Source organism: Marinobacterium sp. NO-S09, assembly GCF_059179545.1.
The window spans coordinates 3,769,995-3,790,024 of sequence record NZ_CP168954.1 but is presented as its reverse complement, the minus strand read 5'-3'; the positions used below and the strand labels follow the sequence as shown (position 1 = coordinate 3,790,024).

At 55.2% G+C, this 20,030-nt stretch carries 15 protein-coding genes; all 15 read left to right on the top strand.

From position 1 onward, the window contains the following. Window positions 1-61: 61 nt before the first annotated feature. The 15 genes from O3C79_RS17445 to O3C79_RS17375 all read left to right on the top strand — a co-directional run bounded on the left by O3C79_RS17445 (window position 62) and on the right by O3C79_RS17375 (window position 20,015). A complete protein-coding gene (locus O3C79_RS17445) occupies window positions 62-355 on the top strand; it encodes a co-chaperone GroES (protein WP_010322838.1) in 294 nt (97 codons plus the stop codon). A gap of 78 nt (window positions 356-433) precedes the next feature. Beyond that, window positions 434-2,083, top strand: coding sequence for a chaperonin GroEL (gene groL, locus O3C79_RS17440; protein WP_494384130.1), 1,650 nt, complete (start codon window positions 434-436; stop codon window positions 2,081-2,083). Window positions 2,084-2,196: 113 nt separating this feature from the next. Then, window positions 2,197-3,075, top strand: coding sequence for a hypothetical protein (locus O3C79_RS17435; protein WP_494384129.1), 879 nt, complete (start codon window positions 2,197-2,199; stop codon window positions 3,073-3,075). Between the two features lie 17 nt (window positions 3,076-3,092). Further along, window positions 3,093-3,710 carry a glutathione S-transferase family protein gene (locus tag O3C79_RS17430; RefSeq protein ID WP_494384128.1) on the top strand — a complete coding sequence of 206 codons (618 nt, stop codon included), beginning with the start codon at window positions 3,093-3,095 and terminating at the stop codon, window positions 3,708-3,710. Window positions 3,711-3,736: 26 nt separating this feature from the next. Beyond that, window positions 3,737-4,291 (top strand): RNA 2',3'-cyclic phosphodiesterase, encoded by a 555-nt coding sequence (gene thpR / locus O3C79_RS17425; RefSeq protein ID WP_010325054.1) that lies wholly within the window; start codon window positions 3,737-3,739, stop codon window positions 4,289-4,291. 45 nt (window positions 4,292-4,336) lie between these two features. Further along, window positions 4,337-5,698: a prephenate-dependent tRNA uridine(34) hydroxylase TrhP gene (trhP, locus tag O3C79_RS17420; protein WP_494384127.1), complete on the top strand. Its 1,362-nt coding sequence runs from the start codon at window positions 4,337-4,339 to the stop codon at window positions 5,696-5,698. Window positions 5,699-5,810: 112 nt separating this feature from the next. After that, window positions 5,811-6,713 carry a prenyltransferase gene (locus O3C79_RS17415; protein WP_494384126.1) on the top strand — a complete coding sequence of 301 codons (903 nt, stop codon included), beginning with the start codon at window positions 5,811-5,813 and terminating at the stop codon, window positions 6,711-6,713. 132 nt (window positions 6,714-6,845) lie between these two features. Next, window positions 6,846-8,354, top strand: a complete 1,509-nt coding sequence (locus tag O3C79_RS17410; protein WP_494384125.1) for a fumarate hydratase — start codon at window positions 6,846-6,848, stop codon at window positions 8,352-8,354. A gap of 961 nt (window positions 8,355-9,315) precedes the next feature. Then, window positions 9,316-10,197 carry a hypothetical protein gene (locus O3C79_RS17405; RefSeq protein WP_494384124.1) on the top strand — a complete coding sequence of 294 codons (882 nt, stop codon included), beginning with the start codon at window positions 9,316-9,318 and terminating at the stop codon, window positions 10,195-10,197. A gap of 717 nt (window positions 10,198-10,914) precedes the next feature. Further along, on the top strand, window positions 10,915-11,364 hold the full coding sequence (locus O3C79_RS17400) for a hypothetical protein (protein ID WP_494384123.1): 450 nt from the start codon (window positions 10,915-10,917) through the stop codon (window positions 11,362-11,364). A gap of 23 nt (window positions 11,365-11,387) precedes the next feature. Then, on the top strand, window positions 11,388-13,094 hold the full coding sequence (locus O3C79_RS17395) for a class I SAM-dependent DNA methyltransferase (protein WP_494384122.1): 1,707 nt from the start codon (window positions 11,388-11,390) through the stop codon (window positions 13,092-13,094). Between the two features lie 76 nt (window positions 13,095-13,170). Further along, window positions 13,171-14,529, top strand: a complete 1,359-nt coding sequence (locus O3C79_RS17390; RefSeq protein ID WP_494384121.1) for a restriction endonuclease subunit S — start codon at window positions 13,171-13,173, stop codon at window positions 14,527-14,529. Next, window positions 14,522-15,703 (top strand): DUF4268 domain-containing protein, encoded by a 1,182-nt coding sequence (locus tag O3C79_RS17385; protein WP_494384120.1) that lies wholly within the window; start codon window positions 14,522-14,524, stop codon window positions 15,701-15,703. The genes O3C79_RS17390 and O3C79_RS17385 overlap by 8 nt, the downstream gene beginning before the upstream one ends. Before the next feature lie 62 nt (window positions 15,704-15,765). Further along, complete coding sequence (locus O3C79_RS17380) at window positions 15,766-16,734, top strand: Abi family protein (protein ID WP_494384119.1); 969 nt, start codon at window positions 15,766-15,768, stop codon at window positions 16,732-16,734. Between the two features lie 131 nt (window positions 16,735-16,865). Then, a complete protein-coding gene (locus tag O3C79_RS17375; protein ID WP_494384118.1) occupies window positions 16,866-20,015 on the top strand; it encodes a type I restriction endonuclease subunit R in 3,150 nt (1,049 codons plus the stop codon). The last annotated feature ends 15 nt before the right edge of the window (window positions 20,016-20,030 follow it).

The following is a 20,030-nucleotide window of genomic DNA, read 5'->3' as shown; positions in this document are numbered from 1 at the left end:
CGAAAGTATCCGCATTAACAACAACATCGCTTTGGATCCTAGATACCAGGAGAACAACCAGATGAATATTCGTCCACTTCACGACCGTGTTGTAGTTCGTCGCAGCGAAGAAGAGAGCACTACTGCGGGCGGTATCGTCCTGCCGGGTTCTGCAGCTGAAAAGCCCAACCGTGGCGAAGTCGTAGCTGTTGGCCCAGGTCGTACACTGAATAACGGTGAGGTACAGGCACCTTCCGTCAAAGTGGGTGATAAGGTCCTCTTCGGCCAGTATGCCGGTTCCAACACCGTCAAAATCGACGGTGATGAACTGCTGATCATGCAGGAAAGTGAGATCTACGGCGTCCTGGAAGACTGATCAATCAGCTTCGCGTCGCATTAATCGTTAACTTTTTAACTCGATTTATTTCGATACTGATTACAGGACAAGCAAACAATGGCTGCTAAAGACGTACGTTTTGGTGATGATGCTCGTCAGCGCATGCTGCAGGGCGTAAACATCCTGGCTGATGCTGTTAAAACCACTCTGGGCCCGAAAGGCCGCAACGTGGTACTGGACAAATCCTTTGGTGCACCGACTGTCACCAAAGATGGTGTTTCTGTTGCCAAAGAGATCGAACTGAAAGACAAGTTCGAAAACATGGGCGCGCAGATGGTCAAGGAAGTTGCTTCCAAGGCTAACGACGTGGCGGGTGACGGTACCACTACTGCAACCGTTCTGGCTCAGGCAATCGTGAACGAAGGCCTGAAATCTGTTGCTGCCGGCATGAACCCGATGGACCTGAAGCGCGGTATCGACAAGGCTGCAGCGGCGGTTGTTGGACAGCTGGCTGAAATGTCTGTTCCTTGCGAAGACTCCAAAGCGATCGCTCAGGTAGGTACTATCTCTGCCAACTCCGACGCTGAAGTCGGCCGCATCATCGCTGAAGCGATGGAAAAGGTCGGCAAAGACGGCGTTATCACTGTTGAAGAAGGTTCCGGCTTCGAGAACGAGCTGGACGTTGTAGAAGGTATGCAGTTTGACCGCGGCTACCTGTCTCCGTACTTCGTCAACAACCAGGACACCATGACCTGCGAACTGGAAGATCCGTTCATCCTGCTGGTGGACAAAAAGATCTCCAACATCCGCGAACTGCTGCCGACGCTGGAGCAGGTTGCCAAGGCATCCCGTCCGCTGCTGATCATCGCTGAAGACGTTGAGGGTGAAGCCCTGGCGACTCTGGTTGTGAACAACATGCGCGGTATCGTGAAGGTTGCAGCTGTTAAGGCACCGGGCTTCGGTGATCGTCGCAAGGCGATGCTGGAAGACATCGCAATCATCAGCGGTGGTCAGGTGATCTCTGAAGAAGTTGGCCTGAGCCTGGAAACAGTGACTCTGGAACAGCTGGGTACTGCCAAGCGCGTTAACATCACCAAGGAAAATACCGTGATTGTTGATGGTGCTGGCGCAGCTGAAAACATCGACGGTCGCGTACAGCAGATCCGTGCTCAGATCGAAGAAACCTCTTCTGACTACGACCGTGAAAAACTGCAGGAGCGTGTTGCCAAGCTGGCCGGCGGTGTTGCCGTGATCAAGGTTGGTGCTGCGACTGAAGTTGAAATGAAAGAGAAGAAGGCGCGCGTTGATGATGCCCTGCACGCAACCCGTGCTGCGGTTGAAGAAGGCGTGGTACCGGGCGGTGGTGTTGCTCTGATCCGTGCCCTGAGCAAGGTTGAAGGCCTGGAAGGCGAAAACCACGACCAGACTATCGGTATCCAGCTGGCACTGCGTGCCATGGAAGCACCGCTGCGTCAGATCGTTGGCAACGCCGGTGGCGAAGGCTCTGTCGTTGTAGACAAGGTACGTGCCGGTGAAGGCGCGTTCGGTTTCAACGCCGGTACCGAGGAATATGGCGACATGATGGCAATGGGTATCATCGACCCGGCTAAAGTGACCCGTTCTGCTCTGCAGGCGGCTGCTTCCATCGCTGGCCTGATGATCACTACCGAAGCCATGGTTGCTGACCATCCGGAAGAAAATGCCGCTGGCGGCATGCCGGATATGGGCGGCATGGGTGGTATGGGCGGCATGGGTGGCATGATGTAATCAGCCCCCGGCACCCCTGAGCCTTAGCGCTATAAGCCCCGCTTTTGCGGGGCTTTTTCGTTTTCGGCAAACCTGCTAGTGTTGATCGCCCCGACAGATGGAAGCTTGAATAGATGGTTGATCGTAAAGAACCGGGACTGGATCCGGAGGGGCTGGAATCCCTTAGTGCCGAGCCTCAGGGCCCCATGTCAGCTCCCGCACGCCCGGAGCCGGCTGCGGCCGATACCGGTGGCAAAGGTGGCAGCATACTGCTGACGGTAATCCTGTTGTTGCTGGTCGCTGCCGGGGGCTACCTGGGCTATCTGCTGACCCAGCAGCAGGCCACAATTGAGCAGCTGCAGCAACAGTTGAACAAGGAAGTGGCCCAGACACAGGCGCGTGTCGAGTCGCTGGAGGCGACGCTCGCTGTTACCTCCGACAGCGCCGAACAGTCCGGCCAGACACTGCAGCAGCGTCTGCAGGACCTGAATGGTCGCGCCAAGGAAAAGTTTACCCACTTTGATTCCGAGATCGCCAAGCTGTGGACCGTGGCCTACCAGCGCAACAAGCCGCAGCTGGAGCAGCAGGCCGAGCAGCTGACCGCGCTGGAGAAGCAGCTGGCCGCAGCCGAGAAGTCCATTGCTGATACCCGTTCCCAGGCTGAAAAGGCCAATCGCGAGCTGAGTTCGCTGGCGAGCCTCAAGGCGGAGCAGGCCAGTCTTGAGAAGCGGTTCAGTGCCCGCATCGAAAGTCTGGGCCGGCAGTTGGATACCTTTGAAAGCAGTCTCAAGCTGGAGAGTGAAGGACGTCTTAAGGTCCAGCAGGAACTGGCTGATCAGCTGTCTCAGCTGGAAGGTGATAACGGGCAGAGTGCCGAATTGGCGCAGCGTATCCGTCAGAACGAGCAGGCAATCAAGGCCATTGACGGTACTCGCCGTCAGTTGAGCCAAGACCTGCTGCGGATTCGCCAGCAATTGAATAACCTGCAGCTGCGGCTGGAACAGTCGAGCTGATAACTGGAAGCAATAACGTGATTAAAGTATACGGCAGTGTTTTCTCCCGTGCCGGCATGGTGATGCTGGCGCTGGAAGAGTTGGGTCTTGAGTATGAATCAGTGGATATGCTGCCGCGCAGCGAGCAGACCCAGTCCGATGAATACCGGGCGCTGAACCCCACCGGCAAGATCCCCACACTGGTGGACGGTGATCTTGTGCTGTTCGAGACCCAGGCTATTCTTTACTACCTGGCACGCCAGTACGGTGAAGGACGCCTCTGGGCGCAGACTCCGGCGGCCGAGGCCGATATCCTGCGCTGGTCTCTGTATATCAGCAACCAGATGGAAGTGCCGGCGCTGGATATGCTGATCCAGTTCAAGTTCAGCAATGGCAACCCTGATCAGGCCGTGATTGAGCGTGCAACTGCCGAACTGACTCGCTTCATGCCGCTGCTGGAGCAGCAGCTGGACGGGCGCGAATGGATCAGTGGTGAGCAGTTCAGCATTGCCGATATTCACGGTGCCCTGGTGTTGAGCTGGCCGAAACTGGGTGGTTTTGACTACAGCGCCTACCCCAACGTGCATCGCTGGATCAAGTCCGTGCTGTCGCACCCTGCGCAGAAGCGACTGATGGAAAAGGCCAAGGGAGGCTAATTGCCGGCTTTGGCCGCTGTACAGCTATGAAGATAAGAACCTTTTTTGCCTTGCCGATTCCCGAGCGAATTTCCCGGCCGCTGTCGGACTGCGCCGATACCCTGTGCGAGTTCGACCGTGGCCTGGATGCGCACTGGGTCGATTCCAGCAACTATCACCTGACCCTCTGCTTTCTGGGAGATGTCAGCCTGGAACAGGTATCGGAGCTGGAGCAGCTGGCCCGTGAAGAACTGAAGCAGCAGCCGGCCTTCATGGTGCCGCTGGATTGTCTGGGCTATTACCGCGCCAACCCCCGTCTGTCGGTGTTGGCGGCCTTGCCCAGCCAGCATGAGTCGCTGGATACCCTTCATCAGCATATGGTTAATATCGCCAAAAAAGCCGGAGTTCGGTATGATGAGCGCGATTTCAAACCCCATGTGACACTGGCTCGGTTACCGGCACAGAACCGCTTTGAGGTGCCAGACAACTGGCCCGAACCCGGTTTAACCACACCGGCAGATTCGGTGGTGCTGTACCAGAGTCGTCCCGGGGAGCGTGGCTCCATCTATACGCCACTGTTTGACGTGTCCCTGTCCGCCTGACTCAGACCTGTGTCCGGCTGCTGAACTCTAAAGACGACTGATCCTATGCGAACACCTGAACTGCTGTCCCCGGCCGGGACACTGAAAAACATGAAATATGCATTCGCCTATGGTGCGGATGCGGTCTATGCGGGCCAGCCGCGCTACAGCCTGCGCGTGCGCAACAACGACTTTACCCACGATAACCTGGCCGAGGGCATTCGCATCGCCCACGAGCTGGGCAAGAAATTCTTTGTGGCCAGCAACATCCTGCCGCACAACTCCAAGCTCAAGACCTACATGAAGGATCTGGACCCGGTGATCGCCATGGGACCGGATGCCCTGATCATGTCTGACCCCGGTCTGATCATGATGGTGAAGGACAAGTACCCGGATCTGCCGATCCACCTGTCGGTACAGTCCAATACCATGAATTGGGCTTCGGTGAAGTTCTGGCACCGTGCCGGTATCGAGCGCATCATCCTGTCCCGCGAGCTGTCGCTGGATGAGGTGGCCGAGATCCGCCAGCAGTGCCCGGAAATCGAGCTGGAAGTGTTCGTGCACGGTTCTCTGTGTATCGCATACTCCGGCCGTTGCCTGCTGTCCGGCTACATCAACCACCGTGACCCCAACCAGGGTACCTGCACCAATGCCTGTCGCTGGAAATACGATGCCCATGAAGCGCAGGAAGATGAATCCGGCGATGTGGTGCCTGTGCAGTCGTTTGACCCTGCCGAGGCCACTGGCGGTGAGCAACCGGCACTGGGTAAAGGTCAGCCGAGCGACAAGATCTTCCTGCTGCAGGAAGAGACCCGTCCGGGCGAGTTCATGCCTGCATTCGAGGATGAGCACGGCACCTACATCATGAACTCCAAGGATCTGCGCGCCATCCAGCATGTGCACAAGCTGGCCGAAATGGGTGTGGATTCCCTGAAAATCGAAGGGCGTACCAAGTCACACTACTATGTGGCGCGCACAGCCCAGGCCTATCGACAGGCGATTGACGATGCCGTTGCCGGCAAGCCGTTCGACATGAACCTGATGGATACGCTGGAAAACCTGGCCAACCGCGGGTACACCGAAGGTTTCTATCGTCGTCACGTGCATGATGAATATCAGAACTACGAAACCGGCAGCTCCGTGGGTGTGCACCAGCAGTTTGTCGGTGAAATCACCGGGCATGATGCGACCAAGGGCTTTATTGAGATCGATGTGAAGAACCGCTTTGAGCTGGGCGATACGCTTGAGCTGATGACACCGGCCGGCAACAAGCGCTTCAAGCTGCAGGAGATGCTGAACAAGAAAGGTCAGCCCACCGAAGTGGCACCGGGTTCTGGCCACCGTGTCAGCATCCCAGTGGATTTCGATACCGATATGACATACGCGCTGCTGATGCGTGATCTGCCCAACGCGCCTGAGCGAGGGTAAGCGCAAAGCGATATGCAAGGGAGCCAGAGGCTCCCTTTTTTATGTAGAGTACAGGGTAAGTGGCGTTGGCCCAGCGCCAAGCAAGCGGATTCGTCTTGGGGAGTGAAGTTGAATGGATGTGGTGAAAACAGCACAGAAGGCGGATCAGGCACTAGGGAAATACGCATTTATCCGCGTATTGCGCCCGTTTTCGTTTCCAGTGGCCCTGGTGACCTGTCTGATCGGTATCCTGCTGGCGGCCCTGCAGCAGCCTATCGAACTGATATCCGCGGTACTGGTGTTGGTCGGCGGCGTGTTGCTGCAGGCGGGTGTCAATCTGATCAACGATCACGCCGATATTCGCCTGCTGCGTCAGCAACCGGGGCAGGAGGGGCTGATCAATGCCATTCGTTACAACTTCCGCTGCGGCATGCTCTGCTTTCTGCTGGCGGCGGTTATCGGCTTTCATTTTGTGGTTGAGCAGGGCATGGGGTTTTTGTTGCTCTGCGTGTTGGGGCTGGTCGGCGCTCTGGGCTACACCCTGAGCCCGGTGAACTACAAAAGCCGTGGTCTGGGTGTGGTGCTGGTGTTCTGGCTGATGGGCGTGCTGATGATTGCCGGCAGTGCCCTGGCGATGGGGGCACAGTTGAATACTGCTCTGTTGCTGCAGACGGTGCCGGTCAGTCTGCTGGTATCCTTGCTGCTATTGAGCAACGAGCTGCGAGACTATGAAAGTGATCGCCAGGACGGTCTGCATACGCTGACGGTACGTATCGGCTATGCAGCGTCTGTTCGTCTCTACCTGATTCTGCTGGCCAGTGCCTACCTGATGGCTGTCGTACTGCTGGCGCTGGGGTTGTTGCCTGGTGCGCTCTGGCTGCTGCCCAGTCTGCTGCTGGTATTCAAGCCAGTGCGCCTGCTGCAGGTATCGGCGGAGCAGCGGCGTCCGTTGACCCCGGCAACCGCACGTCTGTTACTGGGCTTCGGCGGGCTTTTCTGTGTCGCGTTGCTCAACCCCTTGGGGTTCTGGGTCTAATACCAATACCCGAGAAATCCTGGCGCCAAATTGATGTATAATACCGCCCCAGATTCTGCCAGTGATTGGACCTCTTCATAGAAAGAGTCCGACCGCAATGAACCAAAACCAAGCCAGATTGGAGAGTCGTCAATGAGCGTTATTCGCCAGGATGATTTCATCAGCAGCGTTGCTGATGCGCTGCAGTTCATTTCCTACTACCACCCGATCGACTTTGTGCAGGGTGTGCACGAAGCCTATCTGAAAGAGGAAAACCCGGCGGCGAAGGACGCCATGGCGCAGATCCTGATCAACTCCCGCATGTGTGCCGAAGGTCAGCGTCCCATCTGTCAGGACACCGGTATTGTCACCGTATTCCTGAAAGTCGGCATGAACGTCCAGTGGGACGCCAAAATGTCCGTGACCGACATGGTCAACGAAGGCGTACGTCGCGCCTACATGCACCCGGATAACGTACTGCGTGCCTCTATCCTGGCTGATCCGGCTGGCAAGCGTCAGAACACCAAGGACAACACCCCGGCGGTGATCCACTACGAAATCGTTGAAGGCGACGAAGTGGAAGTACACGTTGCTGCCAAAGGCGGTGGTTCCGAGAACAAGTCCAAGATGGCGATGCTCAACCCGTCCGACAGCATTGTCGACTGGATCGTCAAAACCGTACCGACCATGGGTGCCGGCTGGTGTCCGCCGGGCATGCTGGGTATCGGTATCGGCGGTACCGCCGAGAAGGCGGCCGTAATGGCGAAAGAGTCCCTGATGGACCCGATCGACATCCACGAATTGCGCGAGCGTGGCCCGCAGAACCGTGTTGAAGAACTGCGTCTGGAAATCATGGATGCGGTTAACGCCCTGGGTATCGGTGCTCAGGGTCTGGGCGGTCTGACCACCATCCTGGACGTTAAGATCATGGATTACCCGACACACGCGGCGTCTCTGCCGGTGTGCATGATCCCGAACTGTGCGGCGACTCGTCACACCCACTTCACTCTGAACGGCAACGGCCCTGCTGTACTGACACCGCCGAGCCTGGATGACTGGCCGGAAGTGACCTTCGAGGTCGGTGCCAACACCCGTCGTGTGAATCTGGACGAGATCACGCCAGAAGCGGTGAAAGAGTGGAAAGTCGGCGAAACCATCCTGCTCAACGGCAAGATGCTGACCGGTCGTGATGCTGCCCACAAGAAAATGGTGGAGATGCTGAACAACGGTGAAGAGTTGCCAGTAGACCTGAAAGGCCGCTTCATCTACTACGTGGGCCCGGTTGATCCGGTCCGTGACGAAGTCGTTGGCCCGGCTGGCCCGACCACGTCCACCCGTATGGACAAGTTCACCCGTCAGATCCTGGAAAGCACTGGCCTGCTGGGCATGATCGGTAAATCCGAGCGTGGTCCGGTGGCGATTGAAGCGATCAAGGACAGCCAGGCGGTTTACCTGATGGCCGTCGGTGGTGCAGCCTACCTGGTATCCAAAGCGATCACCGGCTCCAAGGTGCTGGCGTTCCCGGAAATGGGTATGGAAGCGATCTACGAGTTTGAAGTCAAAGACATGCCGGTAACGGTTGCTGTTGATACTTCCGGTGAGTCTGTCCACACCACTGGCCCGGCCAAATGGAAAGACATCATCGCGCACAAGGCGGTTTGATCCTGAACGCCTGACTCAAACCCTATGAAAAAACCCGCTACGGCGGGTTTTTTTGTGTCTGGGCCTTCAGTAACTCATTGAATTGATTAGGCTGGCTTCACGATGTGTTACACCTTGGTGTACCACCTGTTTTGTTTAAAGTACCCGAAGCATAGTCGAAAGAGGTAAGTCGTTACAATTGGCTTCAAGGCTAGAGTGAGAAGCACTCACTCCGTTTTAGATAGCGTGTTGCTACTGCTAGGGCTGCCGGACAGGTTCAACTCCATTTGCCATACAACCTGACTTGACGACTGGCCAATGGTGAGTAGTCTTTTTGCTTGATTGAAACTCACTACAGCACTCCTCTGAGGGTGCATTTTGCGGAAAAAGATGTTTTTGATCCAAGAAAGAATGCAACCAAATCCAAGAGTCATGCGGGCTGCGGCAAGGGTATCCATAACCGGCAATGATCACTTAATAGTAGCTAATACATTTAACCCTAATTTATTAACAGTAGAGCGGCCACTACCGATACTTCATCCGAAGAAGAGAAGGCTGGTAGGGCAGGGCTGGGTTAGTTAAGTCATCCAAGGAGGGCGCAGGCCACATATACAGGGCTGATAAATTTGCGAGGGGAGCCAGTGGGGCAAGCCTACGGATGGCATACCACTGTAAGCTGAATCTGGTATCAGTCAGAAGCCAATGACTTCATTAACTCCTCTACAGATGCAAATTTCTGACCTTGGCCAGCCTGCAGCTCATGTAGAGCTCGTTGGGTGGTCATGTTCGGGGAGCGAAGGGGAGTATCCTTTTCCACATGCCCAGTCCGTTGTTGGCTGGTGCTTTGATTTGATGAGTCTGGTGAGGTTGACATCAGGTAGGGCCTCCAGTGCTGGATCTGTTTAGAGCTTACCGCCATACCAATAGCTGCTAGTTGTTGGCCTGTCAACTACCCATATATTTGAAACAGGAAACTTCTAAATTGCCGGTCGACGGCAAGGTGCGTTTTGCGAATTTTTACGCTTATACAGGAAAGGTGAAAATGCGGCCAAACCCACGAATCATGCGGTCTCTGATTAATTCGGAATTAACAGGGAATGATCATCTACCAGTAGACACTCTTAACAGTAATATCATATGTGTAGATAACCTTCCTTCACTACCCAATCCAAAGAAGAGAAAGCTCGTTGACTTAAGGGGTAAACGAAGAGCCAGTTACCAGTTGAGGTTCTTGTATCTGGCGTTGGAGAACTGGACTGAGCAGCACCCGGGCTGCGAGCTTGCTTTTGTTACGGTGAACTTCAGTGAACAACAGGAGCAGCGTCTGATAAGGGCTAAAAAAGGGCCTGCGGGCGCGTTTTCTGATCAGCTCCAAAAGGCGTTTAGAAAATTGATGCTGCCGGTGAACTTCTTTTTGGTGATAGAGAAGGGCAAGCAAGGCAATAAGCGTCTTCATGCTCATATAGTGATCAGCTGTATCCCAGATATGTTGGGGCAGATTGAGAGCATGTTAAAGCGATACACATCCGGTGGAGCATCGGGGGTGGATATTCGAGATCACTACGAGCTGAAAATCTATGCTAAGCCCGGTAGTTTTGAGCGCACAGCCTTGGAGATGGATATGGAGTATGGAGACTGCTCTTATACCCCAAAGGAGTCTGAGTGGTTCGAGAACCTCTTCGTGAAACGTGTGCCAATGAATATTGGCGTAGCTGACTACATGAGTAAACAGCTGGAGGCCAGCGACAGGCTGTACAAGGGCAAACCCTTTTACGCCCCGCAGAGCCTACGCAGAATAGCCAATGAGCTGTATGCACGTATGTATGAACATCAGCAAGAACTCAAGAGGGTAGGGACCATTTGATCATGATGACCGGGCGGGGCTGGTTCTCGCTTGAGTCCTGCCCGGTGCAAAGACTCTTTTGCCGAAACGTTGTAGTTCATGACAGTAAGTAGTCTGACTGGCTACATCTTATTCGCGTCTGAGAGCGCTCTGAAAGCGCTCTGACGCTGTTTTTACTGATGGAGCAAAGTCATGTCGTATTGACTGGGAATGCCGCTCAGAGAGCTAATCTGGGCGATAGGAGGCTAAGCTATCTGTCATTCTCTTAGGTGTAAGGTTTTGGTCTGATCCGGGCGGTTCTTGTCTGCCGAGCACTATTTTGTTTTGACCCTTATACTTTTAGTGACTTCAGTTAAGGCTTCACGGAAGTCCAACCTGAGCGGGGTTGCTTCAGCGGCACCAAAACATCCTGATTGACGCCTGAATACAGCAAACGAGAGGCCTGGAGCGCAGAATATGTCTCCGTTCATGGCCGGAGTGAGACGCCTCAAGTTCAGTATCAGCTGTATAGGCCTCGCTAGTGAGGTTTGGCAGGTTGAAAAATGTCGTAAAATGTCCACCTGGAAAGTAAAAAATTCCCCATTTTTTCAACCTTTTCTGTCGTTGAACACGTTGATGAATGCTCTAAGGCCGTCGAAACTGTGGTATCTGTTGCGCCAGCATCGACTAGTGGATTATGCGGCATGAATGCGACAGAATGTTTCTCTAAACAGGCGTGTGTAGGCATGGAGCCATACTATGACGGAGCATCGAAACATTGAGCTGTTTGATCAGGTTGTCGCGATCACCCTTCTAGAGCTGTATCGTCAATTTCCGAACCCCACTGACCTCCAGGCATCTTCGGTTGCCTGCATGATCGAGGACGTGAAGGGAGAAGAGCTGTTTGATCTCAGCGCTGAATTATCGTTGAACTCACTCTCCTTTTTGAGCATGGAAGGCTTTATCACCTACGAGCCTCAAAGACGAACTCTCACTGGGCCGGAGTTTCCAAAGGCACGTCTTACCTTGAAAGGGCTAACGCTGCTAGGTTCAGTGCCTGCTTCGTTGGAGCGAAAAAGCAACCAGCCATTTGTTGATCAGTTTAGTGAAGCGATTAAAAGTGGGGCACAGGGTGCAGTGTCTGATGCAGTTCGCTCCATGTTCAAGGCAGCATCCCTCGCTGGTGCACAGGCACTTGGTCAGTTTTAACTTCACATTCACCCGGAAAAACCATGAACAACGCAGAACAGCAATTCCTGAACGACCTTGACACCAAATTATGGAAAGCCGCCGATAAGCTTCGCTCCAACCTGGATGCCGCTAACTACAAGCACGTGGTACTGGGGCTGATCTTCCTCAAGTACGTGTCCGATGCCTTTGAGGAACGTCAGGAGTCGCTGCTGGAGCAATTCCAGACCGAAGATGACGACAACATCTACTATCTGCCTCGTGACGACTACGACAGCGATGCTGAGTACCAGCAGGCTCTGCAGGAGGAGCTGGAAGTGCTGGATTACTACCGGGAAGCCAACGTGTTCTGGGTGCCCAAGGCGGCCCGTTGGAACACGCTGAAGGAAAAGGCGGTGCTGCCGGTGGGCACAGTGCTTTGGCAGGACGAGGCAGGTAATGATGTTAAGCTGCGCTCGGTATCGTGGCTGATGGACAACGCGCTGGAAGAGATTGAGCGCAGTAACACTAAGCTCAAGGGCATCCTGAACCGCATCAGTCAGTACCAGCTGGACAACGATAAGCTGCTGGGGCTGATCAACACCTTCTCCGACACCTCGTTCACCAAGCCGTTGTACAACGGCGAGCCTCTGAGTCTGCACAGCAAGGACATCCTCGGCCACGTATATGAGTACTTCCTTGGTCAGTTCGCGCTGGCAGAAGGCAAGCAAGGCGGCCAGTACTACACGCCCAAGAGCATCGTGACCCTGATCGTTGAAATGCTGGAACCCTACTCCGGTCGCGTCTACGACCCGGCCATGGGCTCTGGCGGCTTCTTCGTCTCCAGCGACAAGTTCATTGAGGAGCACGCCAAGGAGCAGCGCTACGACGCCGCCGAACAGAAGAAGCACATCTCCGTGTACGGTCAGGAGTCCAACCCCACCACGTGGAGGCTGGCCGCCATGAACATGGCGATCCGGGGCATCGACTTCAACTTTGGCAAGAAAAACGGCGACACCTTCCTCGACGATCAGCACCCAGACCTGCGTGCCGACTTCGTGATGGCCAACCCGCCGTTCAACATGAAAGACTGGTGGAGCGAGTCACTGGCCGAAGACGCCCGCTGGAAATACGGCACTCCGCCCAAGGGCAATGCCAACTTCGCGTGGATGCAGCACATGCTGCACCACCTTGCGCCCACCGGAAGCATGGCCCTGCTGTTGGCCAACGGTTCCATGAGCTCTAACACCAATAACGAGGGCGAAATTCGCAAGCGCCTGATCGAAGAAGACCTCGTCGAGTGCATGGTCGCCCTGCCGGGACAGCTGTTCACCAATACCCAGATCCCCGCCTGCATCTGGTTCCTGACCAAGGACAAGTCCGGCAAGGGCAGTAAGAAGCGCGACCGCCGCGACGAAGTGCTGTTCATAGACGCCCGCAACATCGGTTTCATGCGTGATCGTGTGGTGCGTGACTTTACCACTGACGACATCAGCAAAGTGGCTGACACCTTCCATGCGTGGCAGCGTGGTGAAGCGTACGAAGATGTGGCCGGGTACTGTGCTTCGGTGGACTTCCAGCAGATCGAGAAACACGACTTCGTGTTGACACCGGGCCGCTACGTCGGCGCACCGGATCAAGAGGATGACGGCGAGCCCTTCGCGGAAAAGATGGCTCGACTGACCGAACAGTTGCGCGAACAGTTTGCCGAGAGCGACCGACTGGAAGCTGAGATCAAGCGGAATCTGGGGGGGCTTGGGTATGAGTGCTAGGTGGCCCACTGTTCGAATTGATGAGATTCAGGCTGAAAGCAAAAGCGCCATCGCAATTGGGCCGTTTGGATCTCGCATGAAAAGTGACTGTTACGTTGAAACAGGCGTACCGGTGATCAGAGGTACAAACCTAGGGCCTAGCCCCGCGTTTGTTAATGACTTCGTCTACGTCACAGAAGAGAAAGCTGACGAGCTAAAAACATGTAATGTGTTTCATGGCGATCTAGTTTTCCCCCATCGCGGGGCGATAGGCGAAGTCGGCATCGTGGAAGGTCCTCAAAGGTACGTCCTATCTACCAGCTTGATGAAGCTTTCTTGTGACAAACAAAAGGCCGACCCTAAGTACATCTATTACTTCTTTAAAAGTCGACAGGGAAGGCACGAGCTACTCAAGAATGCTTCTCAAGTGGGAACGCCGGGCATCGGTCAACCTCTTACGTCATTGAAGTCGATTGAGCTTAAATTGCCTCCGCTTGGGGTGCAAAAAGGGATTGCACAAATTCTTGAATCTCTGGACCACAAAATCCAGCTCAACCACCAGATCAACCAGACCCTCGAACAGATGGCGCAGGCGATCTTTAAGAGCTGGTTCGTCGACTTCGAGCCGGTCAAGGCCAAGATCGCCGTACTGAACGCAGGTGGCACCGATGACGACGCCCTGCTGGCCGCCATACAGGTGATCACCGGTAAGGACGCCGACCAGCTGTCCCAGATGCAAGCCGAGCAGCCGGAGCGGTACGCCGAACTGCGAGCCACCGCCGAACTTTTCCCATCCTCCATGCAGGACAGTGAGCTGGGTGAGATACCGGAGGGGTGGTCAGTTGGAACTTTAGCCGACCTTTTGGAGTTTAACCCCCGCCGAACCCTGAAAAAGGGCACAGTCGCTCCTTATCTCGACATGAAAAATGTTCCTACATCAGGTCATCTCGCAGATGAGGTCACTGAGAGGGAAATGGGTAGCGGCACTAAGTTTGTCAACGGCGACACTTTGCTGGCCCGAATAACCCCCTGTCTCGAAAACGGCAAGACGGCCTTTGTAGATTTTCTGAAGGTGGGGGAAACTGGTTGGGGGTCAACCGAATATATCGTCCTGCGACCTAAGCCTCCATATCCCGTCTCACTCGGGTACTTCATTGCGCGTAACGAGACTTTCCGCTCAGCTGCGATACAATCTATGACTGGCACAAGCGGGCGACAACGAGCAAATGCCAAGGCCTTGGCTGATTTGGACTGGGTGATCTACCCCCAAGAGATTGTCGACCGTTTTGATGCTATCGCGGGTGGTTACCTGTATTTAGCGAAAAGTAACGGAGATCAGAGCAAATCTTTAGCCCAAACCAGAGACACCCTCCTCCCTAAACTCCTCTCTGGCGAACTGACCCTGCCTGATGCCGAGGAGCCCAAGCCTGAGTTACAGGGCGTAGCCCATGTATAAGATCGACCCCGCCAGCAACCGGATCGCCCCGCTGGAGGCCAAGCGCTTTGGTGAGCTCGGCTTCACCGAGCGTAAGCATCTGCAGGAGTGGTTGGAGAACTGCCCTCAAGCACTGGCACAAGGCGACGGCGAGGAACTACTGATCATCCAGAAGGAGTTCGACGGCTTCGACGACACCCGCGAGCGCCTCGACCTGCTAGCCATCGACAAGGACGGCAACTTGGTGATCATCGAGAACAAGCTGGATGACATCGGGCGCGACGTGGTCTGGCAGGCGCTGAAGTACGCCGGATACTGCGCCAACCTGAGCAAGTCACAGGTGGTTGACATCTACCAGCGCTACCTCAACCAGAAGGCTCAGGAAACTGGGCAACCCGCCGCTAATGCCGCCGACAACCTGATCGAGTTTCTGGAGGTAGACGGGTTGGAGGCTGCGCAGATCAACCGCATCAAGACCCAACGCCTCATCTTCGTCGCCGCCCGTTACCGCAAGGAAGTCACCAACACGGTGCTCTGGCTGAGCCAGTTCGGCATCGCCTGCCAATGCTTCAAGGTCACCCCCTATCAGGCCGGTGGAGAGCTGTTTCTGAATGTGGAGCAGATCATCCCGACCCCGGAGTCCACCGAGTTTATGATCGGCATGGTCGCCAAAGAGGCCGAAGAGAAGAGCGCCGACACTGAGCAGAAGCAACGTCACACGCTGCGGTTGGCGTTCTGGGAACAGGCACTGGAGGCCTTCGGGCAAAGCCGTTGTACGTTGTACAACAACATCAGCCCCGCCAAGGATCATTGGCTCAGCGCCGGCTCCGGCGTGAGCGGGATGCCGTACCAGATGATCTTCGGCAAGAGCGAAATCCGCGTTGGCCTGAGCCTGCAGAACAGTCAGGCGGAAGCCAATAGCTTCGTGTTCGACCGGCTGGAAGCGCAAAAATCAGATGTAGAAGCGAGCTTTGGTCACGCGCTGGACTGGCTACCACTGCTCAACAAGAAAGCCTGCCGCATTCAGTACGCCAAGGCGGTCGACGGCTATGATAAGGCAAACTGGCCGGAGATGATAAACTGGCTGGTTGAACATATGACGCAGCTCGAAGCAGCGTTGCGCGAGCCGCTAAAGGCCATCAATCAGCAGCTTAAGCAGGCGTCGTTCGACTCTGTAGAGAAGACTGATGCTTGATCAACAACACAATATACAGGCCACAATTGGGAACAGGCCGTTAGCCCAGCCAGGATGCAGAGATGCCGCATAACCCCAAGCCCTGGAAATCCCTGAACGATCAACTGGCCCTGCTGCAGCAGCGAGGTATGGTAGTAGACGACCCTGCGGCGGCTAAAAGCTATCTTGAACGTCTTGGGTATTACCGTCTTAGTGGGTACTGGTATCCATTTCGGAAATTAGACCCAGTACAGACCGCGAGCAGCTCGGTGCCACGGCGTTTGGACAGCTTTATCGAAGGCAGTCACTTTGCTGACGTGGTACAACTCTACGTGTTCGACAAGAAGCTTCGGTTAATGGCCATGGATGCTCTGGAGCGCATTGAAATGGCCGTTCGCGTAGATATAGCTCATCTGCTGGGTAAAGCCGACCCATACGCACATGAGAATCCTGGCTGCCTGCATGGGCATTTCAGCAAGAAGATCCAAAAGCGAGGCCCTGCGAGAGGGCGTACAGAGCACGACCTATGGCTCGACAAGTACCAGGCTCACCTAAAGCGCTCACGTCGGGAGCCCTTCGTAGAGCATTACCAGAACAACTATGGCAGGCTACCCATTTGGGTTGCTGTCGAAGTCTGGGATTTCGGTATGATGTCCAAGCTTTACGCCGGCATGAAGGTCGCTGATCGAGACTTCATTGCCGCCAAGTACGGTGCGCCTGACGGCAGTGCCTTTGCGTCATGGCTGCGCAGCTTGAACTTCATCCGAAATGTATCAGCGCACCATAGCCGGCTGTGGAATATCAACGTGCTGGAACGTTCACCGTTGCCATCCGGTGACTCATATTGGCAAGGTATGAACAATGCGAGGCCGTTCTTTTATTTCTGTCTGATGCAGGCCATGCTTCAGGTGATATGCCCGAAATCCAGTTGGCACCGGCGTTTGTGTGATGTCATAGAAGAGTTTCCGCAGTCACCCACGGGCGCTGTCAAAATCGAAGACTTCGGTGCAATACAAGGCTGGCAGGCGTGGAGTTTGTGGCCCCAGAAATGAGAACCGGCGCGTACACAACAAGGTTGTGAAGAGGCGCCGGGCGTATTGGTGACCAGTATAAGCGTCGGGCCGTGTGTGTCAAATGAATTGTGAGGCTTTGTGCGTGGCGCAGGCTGTTAAGGGACTAACCGATGAACGAAGACCAACTGGAACAACTCTGCCTCGAATGGTTCGCCGACAACGGCTGGGAGATTGCCCACGGGCCGGACATCGCCTGTGACGGGCCAGCGCCCGAGCGTGCCAACTACCGACAGATCCTGTTACTGGCTGATCTGGAAGCGGCCATCCGTCGCATCAACCCGCACCTGCCGGAGTCAGCGGTCGAGCAAGCCGTTGTACAAGTCAGTAAGCCCGACAGTTTGGACCTGGTCACCAACAACCGCACCTTCCACCGCTTGCTGCTGGAAGGCGTGCCGGTTGAGTACAAGCGCGACGACAAGCCGATACATGATCGCGCCTTCCTGATCGACTTCGAAGCACTGGAACACAACCGCTTCCGCACCATTAACCAGTTCACTATCGAGGGCAGCAAGCAGCTGCGCCGCCCCGATGTCGTGTGTTTCATCAATGGTGTGCCTGTTGCTGTTCTGGAGCTGAAGAGCCCCGGCAGCGAGAATGCTGACATCTGGGATGCCTTCAATCAAATCCAAACATACAAGGACGAAGTGCCCGAGCTGTTCGTATATAACGAGGCGCTGGTGATCAGTGATGGCTACACGGCGCGGTTGGGCTCCCTGACCGCCAACCAGGAACGTTATCTGCCGTGGCGGACCATCAAGCACGAAGACGACAAACCGTTGCTGGAGTGGCAGTTGGAAACACTGGTACGCGGCTTCTTCGACCGTGAACTGCTGCTCGACTACATCCGCCATTTTGTGCTGTTTGAGACCGATGCCGATCGCCTGATCAAGAAGATCGCCGGATACCACCAGTTTCATGCTGTGCGGGAGGCTGTGAAAGCTACAGTGATCGCTGCCGAACATATTGATGGAATTGGTGAGCGCCGTGCTACTTATACTGAGCGTGTGGAGCCGGGCAGCAAAAAAGCCGGAGTCGTATGGCACACGCAGGGTTCCGGCAAAAGCATTTCAATGTGCTGCTATGCGGGCAAGCTTTTGCAGCAACCTCAGATGAATAACCCCACATTGGTAATTGTCACCGACCGCAATGATCTGGATGGCCAGCTATTTGCCACCTTCAGCGCTGCCAAGGAGTTGCTGAAACAGACGCCGGTACAGGCAGAAGATCGCGACAAACTGCGTGAACTGTTGGCGGAACGAGAGTCCGGCGGCATCATTTTCACCACCGTACAGAAGTTCGCGCTATTGAATGACGAATCTGGGCACCCGATCCTGAACGACCGTCACAACATCGTGGTGATCTCAGACGAGGCTCACCGCAGCCAGTACGGCTTGAAAGCCACTCTGAAGCAGGATGGCAGCTACAAGTTCGGTTACGCCAAACACATGCGTGATGCGTTGCCCAACGCTTCCTTCATTGGCTTCACCGGTACGCCGATCTCCAGCGACGATAAGGACACCCGTGCGGTGTTCGGTGACTACGTGTCTATCTACGATATTCAGGACGCCGTGGCCGATGGAGCGACTGTACCGATCTACTACGAATCCCGGCTGGCCAAACTGGACATCAATCGTGATCTGATTGAAGAGCTGTCGGAGCAGGTGGATGAGGTAGTAGAGGACGAGGAAGATGTCAGTACCCGCGAGCGCACTAAGGGCGAATGGAGTCGGCTGGAGAAGCTGGTGGGCTCCGGACCTCGCCTGAAGCAGGTTGCCGAGGACCTGGTTAATCACTTCGAGGCCCGCACCGCCAGCATCGACGGGAAGGCGATGATTGTTGCCATGAGTCGTGACATCTGCGTGCAGCTGTACAGCGCGATTGTACAACTCCGTCCTGACTGGCATGACACCGACCCGGAAAAGGGCGCAATCAAGATCGTGATGACCGGCTCGGCATCCGATAAGGCCGAGTTGCAGCCGCACAATTACAACAAACAGACTAAAAAACGCTTCGAGAAGCGCTTCAAGGACGTGAACGACCCGCTGAAGCTGGTGATCGTGCGCGACATGTGGTTGACCGGTTTCGACGCCCCTTGCTGTCACACTATGTACGTCGACAAGCCGATGAAGGGCCACAACCTGATGCAGGCCATCGCCCGTGTGAACCGGGTGTTCAAGGACAAGCCCGGTGGGCTTGTAGTGGATTACATCGGTATCGCTAACGAGCTGAAGCAGGCGTTGAAAACATACACCGACTCAAAGGGCAAAGGCTCACCGACGCATAGCGCCGAAGAGGCTTACGCCATTTTGCTAGAAAAGCTGGACATCATCCGGGGTATGTTCGCCAAGGGCACACAGGGTGATGGCTTCGACTACAGTGAATTCGAGACCCAGCCGCATAAGCTGCTTATCGGGGCGGCCAACTACATCCTTGGACTGCCAGACGGCAAAAAGCGCTTCCTTGATACCGTGCTGGCCATGACCAAAGCGCTATCGCTTTGCGGCACACTTGATGAGGTTCAACCGCTACAGAAAGAGGTGGCATTTCTATCTCATGTGAAAGCTGCGATCACCAAGGCGACCAGCGTAGACCGCAAGCTGACACAGGCCGAGCAGAACTCGGCACTTAAGCAGATACTGGACAACGCTATCGTCGCGGGTGGTGTGGACGACGTGTTCGAACTGTGCGGGCTGGACAAGCCCAACATCGGCCTGCTGTCGGACGAGTTTCTGGAGGACGTGCGCCAGATGCCCTACCGGAACCTGGCGGTAGAACTGCTGGAAAAACTGCTCAAGGACGACATCAAGGCCAAGACCCGCAACAACGTTGTACAAGAGAAAAAGTACGCCGACCGCCTGCAGGAGACCCTGCGCAAGTACAACAACCGAGGCATTGAAACGGCACAGGTGATCGAAGAGCTGATCGCCATGGCCAAGCAGTTTCAGGAAGAGATGGCACGAGAAGCGGCGCTCGGCCTGAATGGCGACGAGATCGCCTTTTACGACGCACTGGCCAACAATGAGAGTGCAGTACGTGAGCTGGGTGACGACATTCTGAAGAAGCTTGCAGTCGAAGTCACAGAAAAGCTGCGGAAGTCCACCACTGTTGACTGGCAGGTGCGTGAAAGCGTCCGTGCTCGCCTGCGTATTTTGGTGCGTCGCACATTGCAACGCTACAAGTACCCGCCTGATCAGGCACCGGAGGCTGTTGAACTTGTATTGAAGCAGGCAGAGGTTTTGTCAAACGGATGGGCTAAGTAGCTGATTTTTGGTCTG

What these genes read in the sequence shown, in the direction of transcription:
- O3C79_RS17445 (WP_010322838.1), top strand. Translation starts at nt 62, where the DNA reads ATGAATATTCGTCCACTTCACGACCGTGTTGTAGTTCGTCGCAGCGAA.
- groL (WP_494384130.1), top strand. Translation starts at nt 434, where the DNA reads ATGGCTGCTAAAGACGTACGTTTTGGTGATGATGCTCGTCAGCGCATG.
- O3C79_RS17435 (WP_494384129.1), top strand. Translation starts at nt 2,197, where the DNA reads ATGGTTGATCGTAAAGAACCGGGACTGGATCCGGAGGGGCTGGAATCC.
- thpR (WP_010325054.1), top strand. Translation starts at nt 3,737, where the DNA reads ATGAAGATAAGAACCTTTTTTGCCTTGCCGATTCCCGAGCGAATTTCC.
- trhP (WP_494384127.1), top strand. Translation starts at nt 4,337, where the DNA reads ATGCGAACACCTGAACTGCTGTCCCCGGCCGGGACACTGAAAAACATG.
- O3C79_RS17415 (WP_494384126.1), top strand. Translation starts at nt 5,811, where the DNA reads ATGGATGTGGTGAAAACAGCACAGAAGGCGGATCAGGCACTAGGGAAA.
- O3C79_RS17410 (WP_494384125.1), top strand. Translation starts at nt 6,846, where the DNA reads ATGAGCGTTATTCGCCAGGATGATTTCATCAGCAGCGTTGCTGATGCG.
- O3C79_RS17400 (WP_494384123.1), top strand. Translation starts at nt 10,915, where the DNA reads ATGACGGAGCATCGAAACATTGAGCTGTTTGATCAGGTTGTCGCGATC.
- O3C79_RS17395 (WP_494384122.1), top strand. Translation starts at nt 11,388, where the DNA reads ATGAACAACGCAGAACAGCAATTCCTGAACGACCTTGACACCAAATTA.
- O3C79_RS17390 (WP_494384121.1), top strand. Translation starts at nt 13,171, where the DNA reads ATGAAAAGTGACTGTTACGTTGAAACAGGCGTACCGGTGATCAGAGGT.
- O3C79_RS17385 (WP_494384120.1), top strand. Translation starts at nt 14,522, where the DNA reads ATGTATAAGATCGACCCCGCCAGCAACCGGATCGCCCCGCTGGAGGCC.
- O3C79_RS17380 (WP_494384119.1), top strand. Translation starts at nt 15,766, where the DNA reads ATGCCGCATAACCCCAAGCCCTGGAAATCCCTGAACGATCAACTGGCC.
- O3C79_RS17375 (WP_494384118.1), top strand. Translation starts at nt 16,866, where the DNA reads ATGAACGAAGACCAACTGGAACAACTCTGCCTCGAATGGTTCGCCGAC.